General features: G+C 62.9%; 16 protein-coding genes. 15 read left to right on the top strand and 1 reads right to left on the bottom strand.

Features of this window, described 5'->3' with window-relative positions; all coding sequences use genetic code 11:
- Positions 1 to 324: 324 nt before the first annotated feature.
- On the top strand, positions 325 to 1,161 hold the full coding sequence (locus QMK32_RS05800; protein WP_283473620.1) for an HAD family hydrolase: 837 nt from the start codon (positions 325 to 327) through the stop codon (positions 1,159 to 1,161).
- A 40-nt stretch (positions 1,162 to 1,201) separates the two neighbouring features.
- On the opposite strand, the gene QMK32_RS05795 is transcribed toward QMK32_RS05800, so the two are convergent.
- The gene (locus QMK32_RS05795; protein ID WP_502943534.1) at positions 1,202 to 3,286 is read right to left on the bottom strand and encodes an N-acetylmuramoyl-L-alanine amidase; all 2,085 of its coding nucleotides are present in this window, start codon (positions 3,284 to 3,286) and stop codon (positions 1,202 to 1,204) included.
- 189 nt (positions 3,287 to 3,475) lie between these two features.
- Here QMK32_RS05795 and cobM point away from each other — a divergent pair, with 189 nt between their 5' ends.
- The 14 genes from cobM (at position 3,476) to fadD32 (ending at position 20,919) form a co-directional block, all read left to right on the top strand.
- Positions 3,476 to 4,219, top strand: coding sequence for a precorrin-4 C(11)-methyltransferase (gene cobM, locus QMK32_RS05790; protein ID WP_283473617.1), 744 nt, complete (start codon positions 3,476 to 3,478; stop codon positions 4,217 to 4,219).
- A complete protein-coding gene (cobF, locus tag QMK32_RS05785) occupies positions 4,216 to 4,980 on the top strand; it encodes a precorrin-6A synthase (deacetylating) (RefSeq protein WP_283473616.1) in 765 nt (254 codons plus the stop codon). The genes cobM and cobF overlap by 4 nt, the downstream gene beginning before the upstream one ends.
- Before the next feature lie 87 nt (positions 4,981 to 5,067).
- Positions 5,068 to 6,297: a UDP-galactopyranose mutase gene (glf, locus tag QMK32_RS05780; RefSeq protein ID WP_283473614.1), complete on the top strand. Its 1,230-nt coding sequence runs from the start codon at positions 5,068 to 5,070 to the stop codon at positions 6,295 to 6,297.
- Positions 6,294 to 8,201 carry a glycosyltransferase gene (locus QMK32_RS05775; RefSeq protein WP_283473613.1) on the top strand — a complete coding sequence of 636 codons (1,908 nt, stop codon included), beginning with the start codon at positions 6,294 to 6,296 and terminating at the stop codon, positions 8,199 to 8,201. The genes glf and QMK32_RS05775 overlap by 4 nt, the downstream gene beginning before the upstream one ends.
- Positions 8,202 to 8,205: 4 nt before the next feature.
- Positions 8,206 to 8,730: a phosphatase PAP2 family protein gene (locus QMK32_RS05770; protein ID WP_283473612.1), complete on the top strand. Its 525-nt coding sequence runs from the start codon at positions 8,206 to 8,208 to the stop codon at positions 8,728 to 8,730.
- Positions 8,727 to 9,632: a decaprenyl-phosphate phosphoribosyltransferase gene (locus tag QMK32_RS05765; RefSeq protein WP_283473610.1), complete on the top strand. Its 906-nt coding sequence runs from the start codon at positions 8,727 to 8,729 to the stop codon at positions 9,630 to 9,632. Before QMK32_RS05770 ends, QMK32_RS05765 begins: the two co-directional genes overlap by 4 nt.
- Positions 9,610 to 11,466 (top strand): arabinofuranosyltransferase AftB family protein, encoded by a 1,857-nt coding sequence (locus tag QMK32_RS05760; protein ID WP_283473609.1) that lies wholly within the window; start codon positions 9,610 to 9,612, stop codon positions 11,464 to 11,466. The genes QMK32_RS05765 and QMK32_RS05760 overlap by 23 nt, the downstream gene beginning before the upstream one ends.
- A 195-nt stretch (positions 11,467 to 11,661) precedes the next feature.
- A complete protein-coding gene (locus QMK32_RS05755; RefSeq protein ID WP_283473608.1) occupies positions 11,662 to 12,654 on the top strand; it encodes an alpha/beta hydrolase in 993 nt (330 codons plus the stop codon).
- 292 nt (positions 12,655 to 12,946) lie between these two features.
- The gene (locus QMK32_RS05750; protein ID WP_269301852.1) at positions 12,947 to 13,948 is read left to right on the top strand and encodes an alpha/beta hydrolase; all 1,002 of its coding nucleotides are present in this window, start codon (positions 12,947 to 12,949) and stop codon (positions 13,946 to 13,948) included.
- A gap of 202 nt (positions 13,949 to 14,150) precedes the next feature.
- Positions 14,151 to 15,998, top strand: a complete 1,848-nt coding sequence (locus QMK32_RS05745) for an alpha/beta hydrolase-fold protein (RefSeq protein ID WP_283473606.1) — start codon at positions 14,151 to 14,153, stop codon at positions 15,996 to 15,998.
- Positions 15,999 to 16,113: 115 nt separating this feature from the next.
- Entirely contained in the window at positions 16,114 to 16,665 is a 552-nt protein-coding gene (locus QMK32_RS05740) for a DUF732 domain-containing protein (protein WP_283473604.1), read from the top strand.
- 8 nt (positions 16,666 to 16,673) lie between these two features.
- Positions 16,674 to 17,642 carry a cutinase family protein gene (locus QMK32_RS05735; protein ID WP_283473603.1) on the top strand — a complete coding sequence of 323 codons (969 nt, stop codon included), beginning with the start codon at positions 16,674 to 16,676 and terminating at the stop codon, positions 17,640 to 17,642.
- A 185-nt stretch (positions 17,643 to 17,827) separates the two neighbouring features.
- Entirely contained in the window at positions 17,828 to 18,847 is a 1,020-nt protein-coding gene (locus tag QMK32_RS05730) for an LLM class F420-dependent oxidoreductase (RefSeq protein WP_283473602.1), read from the top strand.
- Between the two features lie 173 nt (positions 18,848 to 19,020).
- Positions 19,021 to 20,919, top strand: a complete 1,899-nt coding sequence (fadD32, locus tag QMK32_RS05725) for a long-chain-fatty-acid--AMP ligase FadD32 (RefSeq protein ID WP_283473601.1) — start codon at positions 19,021 to 19,023, stop codon at positions 20,917 to 20,919.
- Positions 20,920 to 20,941 lie beyond the last annotated feature (22 nt).

The following is a 20,941-nucleotide window of genomic DNA, read 5'->3' as shown; positions in this document are numbered from 1 at the left end:
GCTTTCGGCTTTGGCTGATCGAAAGCTCCAGTCCAGTGCTTCCCCAGCCTTCCCTCGGGTCCGTGCCCGTGCGATGGGACTGATGCGCTCAGGCAGCTGAAGCAGGCCGCGCTTGGATTTCGATCAGTGTCGTATCAATGTCGTTCGAACGGGTCTCGGCTGTCCCGGACGGACCAACTAGCACGGCACTCTCGGCTGTCTCCACCAACGACGTCTGCGTGCCTGCGAACATGCGCCCCCGGGTGATGCCTGCCCACTCCGGGGGGAGGTGACCACCCACCCTTGGTGAGCGCACCAGCCGCCGTCCGCGGCTACTAGGGCACAATGGCGGCGATGCCTGATACCTCTCGGACCCAGCCCCGCCTCGTCGCCAGCGACGTCGACGGCACCCTTCTCGACGCCCACGAGCGGGTCAGTGAGCGCACTCGACGAGCGGTTCTGACCATGGTCGGGGAGGGGACCCCCTTCATCCTCTCGACCGGGCGACCGCCGCGATGGATCTCGCCCGTCGTCGAGCAACTCGGCTACGCACCGATGTGTGTCTGCGCCAACGGCGCGGTGATCTACGACAGTGGCACCGACCGGATTCTCGACACCCAGACGCTGTCGGCCGAGACGCTGCAGTGGCTTGCCGACGTCGCGTACTCGGTGTTGCCCGGTTGCGGGCTCGCGGCCGAGCGGACCGGTAAATCGGCACACGACGCTGCGACGCCGCAGTTCGTCAGTTCACCCGGTTACGAGCACGCGTGGCTCAATCCCGACAACACGGAAACTTCCGACACCGAGGTGTTGGAAGTGCCGGCCGTGAAACTGCTCATCAGATTGTCCAGTGCGTCGAGCGGGGACATGGTTGCCGCTCTCGAACCGCTGATCGACGGCCGGGCAGATATCACGTTCTCCACCGACAACGGGCTGATCGAACTGTCGGCTCCCGGTGTCACCAAGGCATCCGGTGTCGCCATGATCGCCGAGCGACTGTCGGTGGCGGCGAAAGACATTGCTGCGTTCGGCGATATGCCCAACGACATCCCGATGCTGAAGATGGCAGGCCGAGGCGTAGCCATGGCAAACGCGCACCCCGCCGTCCTCGCTGCAGCCGACGAAGTGACGGTCAGCAACGTGGACGACGGGGTGGCGGTAGTCCTCGAACGCTGGTGGTGACAAACCCCGCTACGGCGTCGGCCGCAGCGGGGCCCGAAACCTACGGCGCCGGTGCTACCTCGGGTGCGACAGGAGCCGGTTCGATCGGAGCCGACACGGCACCTTCGTCCATCTTCTGCTGGTAGGTGTCGTTGTAGGTCTTGATGACCGTAGTGACGATTCCGGTTGCTTCGTTGAAGATCAGTGAACCGTTCTCGAAATCGGTACGCAGACCCTCGGGGACGCGGTATTCATCCGTACTCGGAAGTCCGAGATCACCGTTCTCCCCACCCAGGGCGAGGAACTGCTCGAAGATTTTGCCGATCACCGCGACTGCTTGACCGGCGATGGTCGTGAAAATCGATCCGTTGGCGAACCCGGCGGACTGTCCACCCTTGACCTGTACGAGGCCGCTGACCGGGGTTCCGAGAATTCCAGTTTCGCCGCCCGAGGCCAACCACTTCTGTGCGATCGGATTCTGATCGGCAAGGCGGAGCAGTTCGTCGACGAGAGCCGGAACTCCGGCACCGAGCGCGCCGCTGACATCCGTCCCCGCGGAGTTAGGGGTCTGCGCCTCCGGTGCTGCTGCCTCGAGGACCGGTTCCGCTGGATCGGCCTCTACAGGAGCAGAACTCACCTCGGCACCGCCCAGCGACGCTTCGGCGATATCGCGAATCTCGTCCAGCTTTGCGTAGGCGCCGTCACCGGGGCATGCGGTGTTCCCGACGTCACGGTGCGCAAAGATGACCGGCAGGTCGACGTCTTGGCCTTGGCCGACGAAGGTGAACTCGGTGCCCTCGGACGTCATCGTCGTGCTGCCCTTGGGGTCGAGCCCGGCGAGTCCGAGACGCCAACCGAGGAACGACCCGACCGAATCGATGGTCGCCTGTGGTGGCGCTTCGGTGGAGAAGTCGCCCATCATGGCGATGCCCATGGTGTTTTCGTTGAACCCGCCGGCGTGTGCACCCTGTACCGGCTTGTCCAAACCGCCTGCGCGGCCTTCGAATATCTGGCCGTACTTGTCGACCAAGACGTTGTAACCGACGTCGCACCAGCCGAGTGTCTGGGCGTGGTAGGCGTAGATGGCCCGCACGATCTCGACCGACTCGGACTTCGAATACTCGTTGCTGCCTGCGGTGTGATGCACTGTCGCGCCGCCGAGGAAGTCGTCGTAGTCCGGGGTGGCGCAACGAATGGATTCGTCTGCGCCCCACTGTGATCGCGAGATCACCTTCGGGCCCGTACTTCCCGCGACAGGTGTCGCGAGATCACTGAGTGTGGCGTCCGCGGGGGACGTACCGGGCTGAATCAGGACGGCACTGATGCCGTCGATGGCCGACGCAAGCGGAGTGTCCTGCTGACGCAACGGCTTCGAGACGGACGCGGGTGTGTAACCGAGTGGCTGCTCGGGGGCGGGCGCCATCTCCGGAGCGGGCGCTGGAGCCGGTGCCGGGGCTGGGGCGGGCGCCTGCGGTCGCGGAGTCATCAGCAGCTGAACTGCCTTGGTTGCTCCCACGAAAATCGGCTCGGTGCCCTGCTTCTCGGGTGCGGCGGCCGCGTCGTCGACGCCTGTGTCGACGGGTTCGGTTGCGAGCCAGGGGCCCCAGGATCCGTCGTCGAGCTGGCGACGAATCTGCGCCGACGCGTTGTCGAGACCCGTCGACGTCAGGGCGACCATGCTGAACGGGGTGTCCTGCTTCAGTTCCTTGACGACAGCGCCGAGTGGCGCGCCGGGATCGTCACCGGCAGGAGGAGTTACCGGAGCCGACACGTCGCTCGGTGCCAGCGGAGCCGGCGCCTGTGCCGACGGTATCGAGGAGTCGGGGACCGTCAGGCCGGGGATCTCCGGTATCTGGAACGGCGGAATGGCGATGTTGTCCGGGAGCGGCAGGTACTTCAGATCGGACAGGCGGAGGTCGGGCAGCGGAAGGCCAGTCAGTTCCCTGAGGGGGATGACGATGTCCGGTGCTGCCGCCAGAGCCGTTTCGACGATCTTGGTAGGCACTGTCACCGGGGTGGTCTCGTTGGCCGATCGAACATCGGTGGACGCAGAATCGCCGGAGATGCTGTACGCCGCGAAAGGGCTCGCGACGGCCAGCAGGGCGACAGCGCCGAGAACGATCGACGGCTTCGTTCGACGGTGCAAGGCGGTACTCCTGGTTGTAGGCGAACTGTTCATGAGGTGGTGCGTTCCGATGTGGCGGTACTGGCTACAGCCACATGGGTCACATCCACCCCATTCGACACAAGGCTAAACCTTAGCTTGAGAGTTAGCCACCGCGAGGATTGCCAGTACGTGCGGCGCGTCGAAACTCACCGCCTACGCTTTTGTCTTGTGACAGTCCATTTCATCGGTGCCGGTCCCGGTGCGCCCGACCTGCTGACACTGCGCGCAGTCGGGCTACTCAACGCCAGTCCAGTGTGTGTTTACGCTGGTACATACATCGACGACGCGATTCTCGCGCACTGCCCACCGGGCGCTCGACTCGTCGACACCGCTCGCCTCGACCTGGACACGATCACGAAAGAACTCGTCGACGCGCACCGACGTGGTGACGACGTCGCAAGGCTGTGCTCGGGTGATCCATCGCTGTACTCCGCGCTCGCGGAGCAGTCGGCCCGCCTGGACGCCGCTGGAGTGCCCTGGGATGTCACTCCCGGAGTTCCCGCGTACGCGGCGGCCGCTGCCACGCTACGGATCGAGCTGACGGTCCCCGAGGTGACACAGTCCGTGGTGCTGACTCGGACGCAGGCGCGCTCGACGGCGATGCCGGATACCGAGGCGCTGTCGCGGTTCGCCGAAACGCGGTCGACGCTGGTGCTGCATTTGGCCATCACCCGGATTCGGGCGTTGGTCGAGGAGATCGTCGGTGAGTACGGCGCCGGCTGCCCGGCCGCTGTCGTCTTTCATGCAAGCAAGCCCGATCAGCTCGTCCTGAACGGAACCCTCGCCGACATCGCCGACCAGGTCGAGGCCGCAGGGCTCCGCCAGGCTGCGGTCATTCTCGTCGGACCTGCGGTGGGCCGCACCCCCGGCGTGGAATCGCACCTATACGACGCTTGCCGAGATCGAGCATGAAGATCCATCTCGTCGGAATCGGCGGCGGGCATCCGGACCAGATCACCGTCCAGGCTGTCGGGAAGCTTCGCGAGGTCGATGTGTTCCTCGTCGCGGACAAGGGCGCATCGGTCGGTGATCTAGGTGACGCGCGCGCGGAGATTCTGCGACGTCATGTGCCGGGGGAGTACCGCGTGATCGCGGTCCCCGACCCGGAGCGGGACCGGAAGCCCAGCGACTACGGGACCGCAGTACTGGACTGGCACGACGCCCGTGCCCGCGCCTACGAGGAGGTGCTGCTCGGTCTGGACCCGTCGGCGACCGTGGGATTCCTCGTGTGGGGTGACCCTGCGCTCTACGACAGCACCATCAGAGTGATCGAGCGGGTCCGTGACTTCGGAACCCTCGATATCGACTACGACGTCACGCCGGGCATCAGCAGCGTGTCGATGCTCGCCGCCGCCCACCGCCTGGTGCTCAACCGAATCGGTGGTCCGATCACCATCACCACCGGCCGGGCCCTCGAGAGCGATGTGGCCGCCGGAGCGGACAACATCGTGGTCATGCTCGACGGACACCTGGCCTGCCGAGCGTTGGTCGGGGAGAACCGTTGGGGCATTCACTGGGGCGCCAATCTGGGAACAGTGGACGAAAAGTTGGTGTCCGGCAGGTTGGACGACTGCATCGACGAGATCGACCGGGTACGCGCCGAGGTCAAGAAGCAGCACGGCTGGGTGATGGATACGTACCTTCTGAGGTCAGGAGCGGAGCCTGCGGAGTGACTCCAAGGAGGCAGGAGCGGAGCCTGCGGAGTGACTTTGGTAGTCAGGAGCGGAGGGTGTGCGGGGTGTCGGATACCCTGATTGCCCGTGACTGCCGTAAACCCTGTGCCTGTTGATTCCGACGCCTCCGTGACCGGCCGATACGACCTGATTGTCGTCGGATCCGGGTTCTTCGGACTGACTGTGGCGGAGCGCTCGGCGTCTCAGCTGGGCAAGCGTGTCCTTGTTCTGGACCGCCGCCATCACCTTGGGGGTAATGCGTACTCGGAGGCCGAGCCCGAGACGGGTATCGAGATCCATAAGTACGGTGCTCACCTGTTTCACACTTCGAACAAGCGGGTGTGGGATTACGTGAATCAGTTCACGGATTTCACGAGCTACCAGCATCGTGTGTTCGCGCTGCACAAGGGGCAGTCGTATCAGTTCCCGATGGGTCTCGGTCTGATCTCGCAGTTCTTCGGTAAGTATTACTCTCCTGCCGAGGCGCGTGCGCTCATCGAGGAGCAGTCCAGTGAGTTCGATTCGAAGGTTGCGCAGAACTTCGAGGAGAAGGCGATTTCGCTGATCGGGCGCCCGCTGTACGAGGCGTTCATCCGCGATTACACCGCCAAGCAGTGGCAGACGGACCCGAAGAATCTGCCGGCGGGAAACATCACGCGGCTGCCGGTGCGGTACACGTTCGACAATCGTTACTTCAACGACACCTACGAGGGTCTGCCGGTCGACGGTTACACCGCGTGGTTGGAGAACATGACGGCAAGCGACCTGATCGAGGTCCGGCTGAACACCGATTGGTTCGACGTGCGTGAGACGTTGATCGCCGAGAGCCCGGATGCCCCGATTGTCTACACCGGCCCGCTGGACCGCTACTTCGACTACTCCGAAGGCGAATTGGGCTGGCGCACAATTGATTTCGAGACAGAAGTGCTGGCGACCGGTGATTTCCAGGGCACGCCGGTGATGAACTACAACGACGGCGACGTCCCGTTCATCCGGATCCACGAGTTCCGCCACTTCCATCCCGAGCGGGCGTACCCGACCGACAAGACCGTCATCATGCGAGAGTTCTCGCGATTCGCCGAGAGTGGCGACGAACCGTACTACCCGATCAACACTCCTGCGGATCGCGAGAAACTGGAGGCGTACCGCGACCGCGCGAAGAAGGAAGCCGCCGAGAACGGGGTTCTCTTCGGCGGGCGGCTCGGCACCTATCAGTACCTCGACATGCACATGGCCATCGCCAGTGCGCTGAACTTGTACGACAACACGCTCGCACCACATTTCGAGTCGGGCGCTGCCCTGGCAGGAGACAAATGACGGCCAAGCATCTGCTCGAGGACGGCGCCCTCGACTTCGCCCCCTACTTCGGTAAGTCGCTTCTGCAGCGGGTGCTGTTGCCTCGTCCAGGTGAGCCGCTCGACGTGCGCACCCTGTACCTCGAGGAGGCGACAACCAATGCCCGACGGGCACATTCGCTGTCGCGCACCTCGTTGACGGTCGGCGCCGAATCCGAGGTGTCGTTCTGCACCTACTTCAATGCATTCCCGGCGAGCTACTGGCGTCGCTACAGCATCCTGAAGTCCGTCGTGCTGCGCGTGGAGGTCTCCGGGCATTGCCGGATCGATGTCTACCGCTCTAAAGCGGACAGTTCACGTATCCACGTCGAGGGCCGTGAAGCCGTCGACGGTGATGCGGCACAAGAGTTCGTGATCGATCTTGGTCCGTTCGAGGATGGCGGTTGGATCTGGTTCGACATCACCTCCGACTCCGAGGTCGTCCTGGAGAGTGCCGGATGGTTCGCGCCGATCGAGGCACCGGGTGAGGCGACGGTCGCCGTCGGGATCCCGACGTTCAACCGACCCACCGATGCGGTGAAAGCGCTTGTGGCGCTGGGCTCGGATCCACTGGTGCTCGATGCGATCAAGGCCGTCATCATGCCCGATCAGGGTACGAGAAAAGCCAGGGACGAGCCCGGATTCGACGAGGCCGAAGCAGGACTGGGTGGCCGTCTTGCCATCCATGACCAGGCCAACCTCGGTGGTTCCGGTGGGTACAGCCGCATCATGTACGAGGCGCTGAACAACACCGACTGCCAACACATTCTGTTCATGGACGACGACATCGAGATCGAGCCGGACTCGATTCTTCGTGCGCTCGCCATGTCGCGATTTGCGAAGGTTCCCACACTCGTCGGCGGCCAGATGCTCAACCTTCAGGCCCGTAGCCACCTGCATGTGATGGGCGAGGTGGTCGATCGCAGCAACTTCATGTGGACCGGTGCGCAGAACGTCGAGTACGACCACGACTTCAGCGAATACCCACTGCGCTCGAGCAAGCTACTGCACCGACGCATCGACGTCGACTACAACGGCTGGTGGATGTGCATGATCCCGCGCGTCGTCGCGGAAGAACTCGGTCAGCCGTTGCCACTGTTCATCAAGTGGGACGACGCCGAATACGGTTTGCGCGCAAGGGAAGCCGGATACCCGACGGTCACTCTCCCCGGTGCGGCAATCTGGCACATGGCATGGAGTGACAAGGACGATGCCATCGACTGGCAGGCGTACTTCCACCTGCGTAACCGACTCGTCGTCGCCGCGCTGCACATGCCCGGCAACGGTCGCGGCCTGGTGCTCGACACGGTCAAAGCAACCGTCAAGCACCTGCTGTGCCTCGAGTACTCCACTGTCGCCATCCAGAACAAGGCGATCCGTGATTTCCTCGAAGGGCCCGAGCACATCCTCGAGATCCTTCCGACGTCGCTCGGTGAGGTGCACGCACTGCGCAAGACGTACCCCGACGCCGTCGTCGTCGGCTCTTCGACCGAACTGCCCCTCGCCTCGGGCGAGGAAGTTGGAGCCGTCGGATTGCCGAAAAATCCGCTGTCGAAGATTTCTCGCCTGGCCAAGGGGCTCGTGCACAACTTGAAGCCTGCGCACGACCGCCACCACGAGCGCCCACAGCTCAACGTGCCGACGCTCGATGCGCGGTGGTTCCTGCTCTCGCAGGTCGATGGCGTCACCGTCACCACCGCCGACGGCCGCGGCGTCGTCTACCGTCAGCGTGACCGCGAGAAGGCGGCGGCACTGTTCAAAGAAGCAATGACACTCCGAACCGAGCTCTCGCGCCGGTTCCCCGAACTCAAGGGTCGCTACCGCGACGCCGTCCCTCACCTCACCAGTAAGGAAACCTGGGAACGTGTCTTTCGTTACGAGGGTTAAGGGCGTGAACGGCTCGCCTGCCGAGGTTCGCATCCTGTCGAAGATTCAGTCGACGGTCGGCGCGCAACCGGGGGCTGTTGCAGTGGCCCGGGGTATGTCGCACTTCGGTGAGCACGCTCTGGGTTGGGTCGCCATCGCGGGCATCGGCGCTGTGCTCGATGCTCCGCGTAGGCGGCAGTGGGCGGGCGTCGCCGTAGGCGCAGTGGGTTCGCACGCCGCGTCGATCGTGATCAAGAGAGTTGTGCGGCGTCCGCGCCCCAACGATCCGTCGGTGCGCATCAATGTCTCCACACCCAGCAAGTTGAGCTTTCCGTCCTCGCACGCGACCTCGTCTACGGCAGCCGCCGTGTTGCTCGGCCGGTTGACCGGACTACCGTTGACAGCGGTTCTGGTGCCCGCCGTCTTAGTACCACCGATGCTGCTCTCGCGGCTCGTTCTCGGTGTCCATTACCCGACAGATGTACTTGCAGGATCTGCGCTCGGCGCGATATCGGCAGCCGCCATCCTGAAGTTCGAAGGAGACAAATGAGCGAGGAAGCCTCCGTCGTCGGAGCACCACCGAAGAACCTTGCCGATGGCGTGATCAAAGCGCTTCGACCCCGGCAGTGGGTCAAGAACGTCCTGGTACTCGCTGCGCCGCTGGCTGCAGGATCCGTCACCGAAGGTGATGTGCTTCTTCCCGTCGCGCTGGCCTTCATCGTGTTCTGTTTCGCGGCATCGGGCATCTACCTGGTCAACGACGCCCTCGATGTCGAGGCCGACCGCGCGCATCCGACCAAGCGGTTCCGTCCGATCGCCGCAGGTGTGCTGCCGGTCAACATCGCGTACGCGATGGCCGTGGTGTCCCTGAGCCTTGCCGTCGGACTGTCTTTCTTCGCGAACTGGAAGCTCGCCCTGGTCATCGGGGTGTACATCGTCGTCCAGTTGGCGTACTGCTTCGGACTCAAGCATCAGGCCGTGCTGGACATCTGCATCGTGTCCTCGGGATTCCTGCTCCGCGCCATCGCGGGTGGTGTTGCTGCGTCCATTCAGCTCTCGCAGTGGTTCCTGCTGATCATGGCGTTCGGGTCGCTGTTCATGGCTGCCGGTAAGCGATACGCGGAGTTGCAATTCGCTGAGCGCACGGGCGCGAAGATCCGTAAGTCGCTGGAGAACTACACGACCACCTATCTGCGATTCGTGTGGACGCTCTCGGCTACCGCCGTCGTGCTCTGCTACGGCCTGTGGGCTTTCGAACAGGATGCCGCCACCACCACCAACTGGTTCGCCATCTCGATGATTCCGTTCACTATCGCTATCCTGCGTTACGCAGTGGATGTCGATGGAGGCGAGGCAGGTGAACCCGAGGAGATCGCGTTGGGCGATCGGGTATTGCAGGTACTCGCGCTTGCGTGGATCGGAGTAGTGGTTGTCGCCGTCTACCTCGCGTGAGGTGCTGCCCGCCCCTACACGCACGTCGAGGACGATCTTCGGCATCGGTGTTGCCGTGTCCGCACTGCTGTTCCTTGTCGGTGCCTGGGAACGGCGGTGGATCGCCGACGATGGTCTGATCGTTCTCCGTACGGTCCGCAATCTTCTGGCCGGCAACGGCCCGGTCTTCAATGCCGGCGAGCGTGTGGAGACCAATACCAGCACCATCTGGACCTACCTGGTCTATGCGGTCAGCTGGCTCAGCGAGATACGTCTCGAGTACGTGGTTCTGACCATTGCTTTGGTCTTGTCGACCGCTGCGATCGTGCTGGCGATGTTCGGTACCTATGCGCTTCGGACGCGGTCGGCCGGCGTGGTGGCCTACCTTCCCGCTGGGGTGCTCGTCTACATCGCGGTTCCTCCTGCCCGAGACTTCGCCACTTCGGGTCTCGAGACATGTCTGGTCATTTTCTGGATTGCAGCGCTGTGGTTGCTGATGGTCCGCTGGAGCACCAGAACCATCAGTGGCCCCGCGTGGCTGTTCCTTGCTTTCTGGGCCGGCCTCGGTCCGCTGGTGCGCCCGGAACTCCTCATTCTGTCGGGGCTCGCGCTCATCATGCTGTTTCTTGCGCGTCAATCCTGGAAGAGTCGTCTCGCAGTCTTCGTCGTCGCAGGCATCGTGCCGGTCGGATATCAGATCTGGCGGATGGGTTACTACGGGTTGCCCTACCCGAACACCGCGGTGTCCAAGGATGCGGGCGGCGCGAAATGGGCGCAGGGTTTCGATTATCTGTGGAATTTGCTCGGACCGTACATGCTGTGGTTGCCGCTGCTGCTGATGCTCGTCGTAGGCGTGGTGACGGCTGCCATGTCAGGCCTCGGAGGCCTGCGAATTCCGAGATCGCGCCGAGATGCGCAAAGCCTTTTACGCAGCCGGACCGCGGTCGTCGCATTCGTCCTGATCGGTGGACTTCTCTCGGCTGTTTATGCAGTTCGAGTCGGTGGCGATTTCATGCACGGTCGCACACTCCTGCCGGCATTGTTCACTCTCCTTCTCCCTATTTCGGTGGTGCCCGTGACAATTCCGAACAAGAATTCCGATATACGACAGGTCCTGATAGCGGCTGGTGGCGGCGTTCTGTGGCTGGTGACGATCGTGTGGGCATTCTTTGCCGCCAACACGACTGGAATGCCGGAAGGGTCCATTGTCGGTCGCAGTGGAATCGTGGACGAGCGTGCCTTCTACTCCCTCAACACCGGGCATGCGCACCCGATTCTCGCCACGGACTACCTTGACTACCCGCGCATGCGACCGATGGTCGAAACTATCGCGAACACCCCGGACGGCGGGCTCCTGTTGCCCTCGGCACAGTTCACGTACTGGGATGTCGTGCCGCCGCCCCTGCCGATCCCACCTGGTGGCGCTGGTCACACGGTCTACTTCTTGAACCTGGGCATGACGAGCATGAACGTCGGCCTCGATGTGCGGGTAATCGATCAAATGGGCCTTGCCTACCCGCTGGCTTCTCATACCGAGCGGCTGGAGAACGGCCGCATCGGGCACGACAAGAACTTGTACCCGGACTGGGTCGTCGCCGATCTGGGTCTCGTCGACAAACATCCGTTCCTGCCCTGGTACATGGACGAGGACTGGGTCGCCCAGGCGCGTGTAGCTCTGTCGTGCGATGACACCCGTGAACTCATCGATTCGTATCGTGCCCCGCTGACCGAAGAGTTGTTCGTCAGGAACATCAAACGTTCGCTGTTCTATGCCGGCTACCGATTCGATCGAGTTCCAGAGTACGAAATACAGAGATGTGGTTTAGAGCCCCCTATCCTGCAGGGGGACAATTAAGCGGCCGTCGGTTGCTTCGATATCCATTCGAGGCCAAGATGGGATATCTCATTTTAGTAACGGGTATCGCGCTTCGGCCGATGTATGCGAAAGATGTGTGTGAATGCTGGTCCCGCAAGGGCCAAATTTCATACCGCTGAAACGGGCGAATAACCCACTGATACGGCTCACCACACCGCTGAGAGGTAAGACTGCATGCTGGGAAGAACCAAGAAGAGCGGCGCGGGACGGGTGCGTCGGGTGCTCACAGCACTGATGCTCGCCGTGATCCTGCCCGCCGGTCTGGCCGTGGCCGGGACAGGCGCAACCGCCAACGCGGCGTTCGATCCGCGAGCGTTCGACTTCGTCACCGACTCCAGCATGGGCCCGATCAAGAGCCGCATCTGGCGCGCTGCTGACGGCAACACCAATCGTGTGGTCTACCTGCTCGACGGTCTGCGCGCCACCAACGACATTTCCGGCTGGGAGCACGAGACCGACGTCGGCGCGTACTTGGCGTCATGGAACATCAACGTCGTCCAGCCTGTCGGCGGTCAGTCGAGCTTCTACAGCGACTGGTACGCACCGTCCAACTTCAACGGACAGCAGACCACGTACAAGTGGGAGACGTTCCTGACGCAGAATCTGCGCAACAACCTCTCCAGCCGCCTCGGCTTCAATCCGAATCGCAATGGCGTCGTCGGCATCTCGATGGGCGGCAGCGCTGCGCTGACGCTCGCCGCCTACCACCCTGACCAGTTCAGCTACGCGGGCTCGCTGTCCGGCTACCTGAACATCTCGGCGCCCGGAATGCGCGAAGCGATGCGTCTCGCGCTCCTCGATTCGGGTCGCTTCAACATCGACGCGATGTGGGGACCGCCGTGGGATCCGGCGTGGTTGCGTAATGATCCGTTCGTGTTCGCACCGCGACTTCGCGACAACGGCACCCGCGTGTGGGTCTTCGCAGGAAGCGGTCTGCCAGGCGGGCTCGATCAGCCACGCTCTCCGATCGACTACTTCAACACCGGCAACGCCATGGGACTCGAAGCAATCGCGCTGGCCAACAGCCGCGCGTTCCAGATCCGCATGGCGAGCCTCGGCGCGAACAACGTGACGTACGCATTCCCGGCAGTGGGAACCCATCAGTGGGGCTACTGGCAGGAACAGGCTCACATCATGGCACCCGATCTGAGTGCGAATATCGGGTAAGGTACCCCGCGAAGTCCCCGTTTTCCGGCCTTTTGTGAGAGTTCACGACGTTTAAGGGCTGGTCAGCGGGGCTTTCACAGGCTAGTCTCAGTTTCGATATCAGCCCCAGGCGGATCTGCGGCATCAAAGCCGCAGTTTTGCTCTGGGGCTGCTGGTTGGAATACCCTCCAGTCTTAGTTCACCACCGAAGACCCCTTTGCTTACGGCCCGACAGGGCCGAAGATGCCCTGTTGGCACGCCGGGCGCCGCAACATCGCGGAGACCTGCAGTAGACGAGAGAGAGCACGATTTCATGCGATTTGCTGGCCTCAGCAGTAAAGCTAGGTGGGGTAAGCGCCTCATCGGCGTCGGCGCGGCGGCCCTGGTCCTCCCACTCGCCGTCGGCGTCGTGGGTGGCGCAACCGCTCTCGCAGCACCGAGCGCAGTGGTTCACAAAGCCCCGGCCGGCGGACGCGAAGACCTGTTCGTCCCGTCCGAGATGGGTCCGATCAAGGTCCAGGTCCAGTGGGCAGCGCGCGGCGGCGATGCCGCTCTCTACCTGCTCGACGGACTCCGCGCCCGCGACGACCGCAACGCATGGTCCTTCGAAACCAATGCACAGGACCAGTTCGCAGGCGACAACGTTTCGCTCGTCATGCCCGTCGGTGGGCAGGCCAGCTTCTACAGCGACTGGTATGCCGCGTCCAACCTCAACGGCCAGGAAGTCACCTACAAGTGGGAGACCTTCCTGACGGAGGATCTTCCGGCCTACCTGGAGAATTACGGCGTTTCGCGTAGCAACAACGCTGTCGTCGGAATCTCGATGGGCGGCTCGGCCGCACTGACGCTCGCTGCTTACCACCGCGACCAGTTCAAGTTCGCCGGTTCGTTCTCCGGATACCTGAACATCTCGGCTCCCGGTATGCGTGAAGCCATCCGCGTGGCGATGCTCTCGCAGTCTTGGTTCAACGTCGACTCCATGTGGGGACCGCCCTGGAGCCCGGCGTGGCTTCGCAACGACCCGTTCGTCTTCGCTCCGAAGCTGAAGGGCTTGTCGCTGTACGTGTCCGCTGCCAGCGGCCTACCCGGCGAGTTCGACAAGCCGCGTGCTCCGATCGACTTCTACAACACGGCAAACGGCATGGCTCTCGAAGCCCTGGCGCTCGCCAACAGCCGCGCATTCCAGGTTCGTCTGGCTACGCTCGGTATCCCTGCGACGTTCGACTTCCCGTCGAGCGGCATCCATGCGTGGCCGTACTGGTCCGCCGAGCTGTTCAAAGCCCGTGGTCAGATCCTCGAGGCTCTGAACGCCTGATTTCGAACACGAGATCGAGTTCTGAATTCGCGTAAATGCCGTCCTGCACAAGGTGCAGGGCGGCATTTACGCGTCTGTGGGCGTGAGCCTCGAGATGGAACCGATTAACAATTGCACCACCAGTCACAGCGAGCCTCGTGTGCTTCGGCGTAGTTCGCGTGTAGAAAGACATCGTCAGCAAGAACGAAGGAGAGTCATCATCATGCGCAGTGGGCTTGCTCGGTTCGGAGTAGCAGCGGCATTGGCCGTCGCCCTGGCATCGCCGTTCGGCGCTGCCGGCATCGCGCAAGCGACTCCGGTACCCGCGTCGCTGCCTGCGCAGACGCAGGCACCCTCCGGAGCTACCGTCACCGACGTCGATTGGCTGTCGGACCGTCGCGTAGCGCTCTGGGTCACGTCTCCGTCGATGGGCACTCCGATTCAGGTCCAGCTCCTGCTTGCGCGCGACTGGAACATCAATCCGCAAGCGGTCTTCCCGTCGGTGTACATGCTCGATGGTCTCCGGGCGACGGACACCGAGAACGGTTGGACGCTGGAGACGGACATCGAGTCCTACTTTGCCGACAAGAACGTCAACGTCGTACTGCCGGTCGGCGGACAGTCGAGCTTCTATTCCGATTGGATCGACCAGGATCAGGGGAAGAACTATCAGTGGGAGACATTCCTGACCAAGGAACTCCCGCCGATCCTCGAAAACGACTGGCGAACCAACCAGACTCGCGGTGTCGTCGGCCTGTCGATGGGTGGCACGGCCGCGATGTTCCTCGCCGCACGCAACGAGGGCTTCTTCACGTTCGCAGCGTCGCTGTCCGGCATTCTGACGACGACGTCTCTCGGCATGCCACAGGCGATTCAGTACGCGATGACCGACGCCGGCGGGTACAACTCCAAAGCGATGTGGGGCGCGCCTACCAATGAGCTCTGGGCTCAGCACGACCCCTACCTGTTGGCCGATCAGCTCGAAGGCGTCAGTCTCTATGTATCGAGCGGAAACGGCGCTGCCGGACCGTACGATCCGCCGTCGGGCATCCCGGGCGTCAGCTCCAACTACGCCGGTATGGGGCTGGAAATTCTTTCGCGCCTGACCTCTCAGACATTTGCGACCAAGCTGAACAAGCTCGGCATCCCCGCCCAGGTCAACTACCGGCCGTCGGGAACACATACGTGGGAGTACTGGCAGTTCGAGCTGCATCAGCTCTGGCCGCAGCTCGCCGGCGCACTCGACGTCGATGTGGACAAGCCCGCGTGCAACGCCGCCGGAGCGATCGGTAACGCGTCGGGCGCAAATTCCTGGCTGGGCGACTGCCTGACACCGGAGTACAACGTCGCAGGCGGTCGGGCCCAGGACTTCAGGTTCGGACGCGTCTTCTTCTCGCCCGACACCGGTGCTCAGGTAGTCGCAGGTGCGATCGGCGGCAATTACCAGGGCTCCGGCGGTCCTTCGGGCCCACTGGGCTTCCCGAAGACCGGCGAGTTCGCAACTCCTGACGGACGCGGACGCGGAAACGCATTCCAGAACGGAATGGTCTACTTCACGCCGCAGACCGGTGCCCACGCTGTGCGTGGTGCGATCCTCGACGAGTGGGCACGCCAGGGCTACGAGGGTGGCCCCTTGGGTTACCCGGTGCTCGACGAGGTGGCGACACCGTCGAAGCCTGGCGCGGTGCAGGGCTTCGAGATCGGCGCGATGTACTTCAGTCCCGAACTCGGTACCCACTCGGTGCAGGGAATGATCCTCGGCAAGTACGGCCAACTCGGTTGGGAGAACGGCCCACTCGGCTTCCCGAAGACCAGTGAGCTCGGTCCGATCAGGGATGGCGGCCGGTTCAACGAGTTCGAGGGTGGCAACGTCTACTGGAGTCCGCTGACCGGGGCGTGGGCAATTCGCAACGGTGAGATCTTCGATGCATGGAAGAGCGTCGGCTACGAGGGTGGCCGATTGGGATATATCACCAGTGATCAGTTCGATATCGACGGTGGCGGCGTGCAACAGAACTTCCAGTTCGGCATCATCACTGTGAAGGATGGCAAGGTCACAATCGCGCCATGATCGCTGCGTGAAAGGTTCGGGGTCCCGCTTCAGGTTTCTCTCAGCGGAACTCTGTACCCTCACGCGTTGAACGATGTCGCTCGTGAATCATGCGCTTGTGAGGACTGGATTGAACATGCGAACGTCTCTGGCCCGAACCCTGTCGATGGGTGTTCTCGCCGTAGCTGCAGGCGGAATGTTGGTCGCCTGCGGAAGCGACGATTCCACCGCCACCGGAGTACCGACCACCACCGCCACGACGACGACGGCGACGGCGGAATCGTCGTCCACCTCGGCAACGACCTCGGCGAGCGAGTCGACGACGTCGGCCGCCGTGACGAGTCCCGGTGAGGCGGCGACGGCACCACCGGAGCAGCCACAGCCTGTCCCGGAGGATTTTCCGGGTGCAACCCAGGCGCCGGTCGACGATCGAGGCCAAGCCTTTCTCGACGAGTTGAAAAAGGCTGGGGTCACCCCGGCAGGCAACGGTGAGATCGCGATCTCGACGGCCTCCTACATTTGCTCGGCACAGTCGCAGGGTGTCGCACCGGACGAGATCTCGACGTTCGTGACAGCCAACGTGGGGGTCGAGGCCAGTGCTTCGGGTACGCAGATCACAGCTGAGCAGGCAGGCGAGACCGCGCAGCTCTACATCACGGCCGCGCAGAACACGATTTGTAAGGCCTGACGGACTCGATGGCGAACGGGACGAAGAAAAAGAGGCGTCTGCTACCGAAGCTCCTTGCGGTAGCAGTCGTTCTCGGTCTGATCATCGTGGCCGCGTGGTATCTGCTTGCCGGAAGGCTGCCGAACACTGTGCCTTCTCCGATTCCAGAGCCCGGTCCGGGCGAACAGACGTCACAACCGGCGGATTGTGCCGATGTCTCCGTCATTGCCATTCCCGGTACCTGGGAATCGTCGGCGACCGATGACCCGTACAACCCGTCGGCCAATCCGTTGTCGTTGATGCTGAACGTGACTCGGCCTCTGCAGGAGCAGTTCGAGCCGGGGCGGGCGAGCGTGTACACGGTCCCGTACGTCGCGCAGTTCTCCAATCCGATCGCGTTCCCGCCCGACGGTCAGCAGTCTTACAACAACTCCCGCACAGAGGGTGCTGCGGTAGCGAAGGCCGAAATGTCCCGCGTCAGCGAGAATTGCCCGCTGACAAGTTACATCCTGACCGGCTTCTCTCAGGGTGCTGTGATCGCAGGCGACATTGCGGCCGAGATCGGTGCAGGCAACGGCCCGGTCTCAGCGGACAAGGTTCTGGGCGTGACGTTGATCGCGGACGGGCGCCGTGACGGCACCTCCGGTCAGGACATCGGACCGCCGGTCGACGGCGTCGGCGCCGAGGTTGCGCTGGGCGGTCTCGACTTTCCCGGCGTCACGATGACCGGGGCCCGCGCAGGTGGATTCGGTTCACTCGATTCGGTGGTCAATCAGATATGTGCGCCAGGCGATCTCATCTGTACTGCCCCGTCGGAAGGTTTGTCGCTTCGGAACATTCCGCAGAGCCTCGGAATTCTCGTGGGTGCTGCAGGTAATCCGGTGCATGCGTCGTACAACACCTTCGTCGTCGACGACAGCGGCACGACGTCGACGCAGTGGATTGCGCAGTGGGCGGCCGGTCTGATCGAGCAAGCGCCGTCGATTCCACACTCCTGAGCAGAGGGGTGGGGCCCAGTGGAGGAGTCACAAGGTCCTCACCGCCCTCTGAGGAATAGGCACAAAGCTGGTCCTCGTGTACCCCGGCAGGTGTATTCCCGGGTAGTGAGCAGATAGAGTGGCCGCTTGGACTAGGCGCAATCGGCGCTGGAATCTACGCGTACCCGCATCGAGGAGACCTATACATGTGTTCCGCCCAGGCCCCGGATCTACCCGCTGACGGGCAGATCAGGGCGCTTCGTCCGTTCCGCTTCGCAGCTGGCGGTGAGGGCAACGCCGAGGAGGGTGGGGCGCGCAAGTTCATCAAGCTGGCGCAGCTGGCAGAGGAGCTCGGCTACGACAGCTTCATGATCCCGGATCACCTCGGCAATCAGGTCGGCCCGATTGCAGCGCTCGGAGCGCTCGCGGTGGCGACGGAGAAGATCCGTCTGGGTACCGCAGTTCTCGCGAACGGGTTCCGGCATCCGGCGATTCTGGCCAAGGACGCCGCGACCATCGACGTTCTTTCGGGTGGTCGCCTCGAGCTCGGGCTGGGCGCAGGTTGGATGCGGGACGAGTACGACAAGGCAGGTATCACCTACGACCGGCCGGGCGTTCGGATCGAGAAGCTCGAGGAAAGCCTCCAGATTCTCGATACTTTGCTTCGCGGCAAAGAATGCAATTTCGAGGGCAAGCACTTCAAGATCACCGGATTGAAGGGCAGCCCACGGCCACGTCAGGGACCGAGACCGCCGATCTGTGTCGGCGGCGGTGGCCCTCGGATGTTGGCCCTGGCCGCAAAGTATGCCGACATCATCTCGGTCGTACCGAGTTCGACGAAAGACGGCAAGCTTCGTCTGTCCGGTATGACATTGGAGAAGACGCTCGAGCGCGTCGAGCTCATCCGTGAGGCAGCCGGTGAGCGCTTCGAGGAGATCGAACTGAACTGGGCCATCACGACCATCGTGGTCACGGACGATCGTGAGCAGATGGCGGAGATGGCATTGGCTGCTCTCGACAACGGCTATCCGCCGAACGTCGACGTGGATGTGAAGTTGAGTATCGAGGATATTTTGACCTCGCCGTATCTCGCGTTCGGAACCTACGAGGAAATTGCCGATCAGATCCGTAACGTTCGCGCGAAGACAACGATGTCCTATGTCGGGGTTTTCCCCACACAGATGGAAGCGTTCGCGCCGGTCATCGAGTTGTTGAAGGGTGAGTGACCGGACGTTCGGCCGTCGAAGGGCGGGGCCGGCGGGTTTGGCCTTCCTGACAATTACCAGCTAGTAATATTTCACGCTGTACTGCGTTTGCGTGAGTCGAGAAGAAAAATCGGGGCGCGGGCCGTTGCCCGTTCGTGCAGCAGCAGCGGATTCCGCGGAGGAGAAGCGAACACATGAGCCACACATTCGATGAATACATCGATGAGAACGGCCACATCGTCATCGGCGAGGGTAAGACTCTCGTCCGCCACGTCGAGGTGAACGTTGCACAGAATGCCGACACACTGGCATATCGATTCATGGACTACTCGACCGAACGCGACGGTGAAGCTCACGAGCTCACCTGGGCGCAGTTCGGACGCCGCCTACGCGCCGTGGCCGCTCGTCTGCAGCAGGTCACCTCACCTGGTGATCGTGTCGCAATTCTGGCGCCGCAGGGGCTCGACTACGTCATCGCCTTCTTCGCAGCCATCTACGCGGGGACCATCGCGGTTCCGCTCTTCGACCCGGACGAGCCGGGTCACTCCGACCGGCTGCATGCCGTGCTCGGCGACTGTGAGCCGTCGGCCATTCTCACAGCAACCCAGTCCGCAGCAGGGGTTCGAGCATTTTTCCGAGGACTGCCCGCCGCGCAGCGTCCGCGCATCATCGCCGTCGATGCCATTCCAGACAGCGTCGGCGAGACCTGGGTGGAACCGGACGCCAAGCTCGACGACATCGCGTATCTGCAGTACACCTCGGGTTCGACCCGTACCCCGGCCGGCGTCGAGATCACCCACCGCGCGGTCGGCGTCAACGCCCTCCAAATGGTGGACAGCATGGAGATCACCGTGGATTCACGCGGTGTCACCTGGCTGCCGATGTTCCACGACATGGGATTGCTGACGGTCATCCTGCCCGCCCTCGGCGGCCGGTACATCACCATCATGAGCCCGCGTGCGTTCGTGCAGCGCCCATGGCGCTGGATCAAGGAACTTGCCGCGGTCTCCGACGGCGCGGGCACGTTTGCGGCCGCTCCCAACTTCGCGTTCGAGCATGCCGCGCAGCGTGGGTTGCCGAAGAACGGCGAGACACTCGATCTTTCCAATGTCATCGGGCTCATCAACGGCAGTGAGCCGGTCACCACGTCGTCGATGAAGAAGTTCAACGACGCTTTCGGTCCGTACGGCCTCCCGAAGACGGCAATAAAGCCCTCCTACGGCATGGCGGAGGCGACGCTGTTCGTCTCTACCATCAATCACCGCGACGAGGCCAAGATCGTGTACGTCGACCGGGTCGAGCTCAACGCGGGCAACTTCGTCGTCGTGGAACAAGATGCGGTCGGCGCAATTCCACAGGTCTCCACTGGTGAGGTTGCTCGAAGCCAGTGGGCTGCCATCGTGAACTCCGATACCGCGAGCGAGGTCACCGACGATCACGTCGGTGAGATCTGGCTGCACGGAGAGAACATCGGTCTTGGTTATTGGGGCCGTGAGCAAGAGACCATCGAGACTTTCCACAACAAGCTCGTCAGTCGTATCCCTCAGGGATCGCATGCCGAGGGTGCAGCCGACGACGCCAAATGGATGCGCACCGGCGACTACGGCGTCTACCACGGCGGCGAGCTCTACATCACCGGTCGCGTCAAGGACCTCGTGATCGTCGACGGAAGAAATCACTACCCACAGGACATCGAATTCTCCGCGCAGGAGTCCAGTAAGGCCTTGCGTCCAGGATTCGTGGCGGCATTCTCGGTTCCACTGAACCAGCTGCCCGAGGTCGTGTTCGAATTCAGCGGCTCAGCCCTGACCAAGGACCCCGACGACAGTTCGGAGCAGCTCGTAATCGTTGCCGAGCGCGCGCCCGGTTCCGGCAAGGCCGACCCAGCACCGATCGCAGACGAGGTTCGCACCGCGATTTCCACCCGCCACGGTGTGACGGTTCGCGACGTACTCCTTGTGCCTGCCGGTTCCATTCCGCGTACCTCGAGCGGCAAGATTGCTCGACGCGCATGCAAAGCCGCTTACATCGAGGGCACCTTGCGCGGCGGTCACCAGCAGAACGCTTTCCCCGACGTGGAACAACCGGACTGAGTGTCATCCGGAAGTTCTTCAG

The organism is Rhodococcus sp. H29-C3, from assembly GCF_030063405.1.
Classification (GTDB): Bacteria; Actinomycetota; Actinomycetes; order Mycobacteriales; family Mycobacteriaceae; genus Rhodococcoides.
Note: the sequence above shows the minus strand (reverse complement) of the source record. Positions and strands in the feature narration are given on the sequence as shown.

Coding starts and splice junctions, on each gene's coding strand:
- QMK32_RS05800 (WP_283473620.1), top strand. CDS start 325: ATGGCGGCGATGCCTGATACCTCTCGGACCCAGCCCCGCCTCGTCGCC.
- cobF (WP_283473616.1), top strand. CDS start 4,216: ATGAAGATCCATCTCGTCGGAATCGGCGGCGGGCATCCGGACCAGATC.
- QMK32_RS05775 (WP_283473613.1), top strand. CDS start 6,294: ATGACGGCCAAGCATCTGCTCGAGGACGGCGCCCTCGACTTCGCCCCC.
- QMK32_RS05765 (WP_283473610.1), top strand. CDS start 8,727: ATGAGCGAGGAAGCCTCCGTCGTCGGAGCACCACCGAAGAACCTTGCC.
- QMK32_RS05755 (WP_283473608.1), top strand. CDS start 11,662: ATGCTGGGAAGAACCAAGAAGAGCGGCGCGGGACGGGTGCGTCGGGTG.
- QMK32_RS05750 (WP_269301852.1), top strand. CDS start 12,947: ATGCGATTTGCTGGCCTCAGCAGTAAAGCTAGGTGGGGTAAGCGCCTC.
- QMK32_RS05745 (WP_283473606.1), top strand. CDS start 14,151: ATGCGCAGTGGGCTTGCTCGGTTCGGAGTAGCAGCGGCATTGGCCGTC.
- QMK32_RS05740 (WP_283473604.1), top strand. CDS start 16,114: ATGCGAACGTCTCTGGCCCGAACCCTGTCGATGGGTGTTCTCGCCGTA.
- QMK32_RS05735 (WP_283473603.1), top strand. CDS start 16,674: ATGGCGAACGGGACGAAGAAAAAGAGGCGTCTGCTACCGAAGCTCCTT.
- QMK32_RS05730 (WP_283473602.1), top strand. CDS start 17,828: ATGTGTTCCGCCCAGGCCCCGGATCTACCCGCTGACGGGCAGATCAGG.
- fadD32 (WP_283473601.1), top strand. CDS start 19,021: ATGAGCCACACATTCGATGAATACATCGATGAGAACGGCCACATCGTC.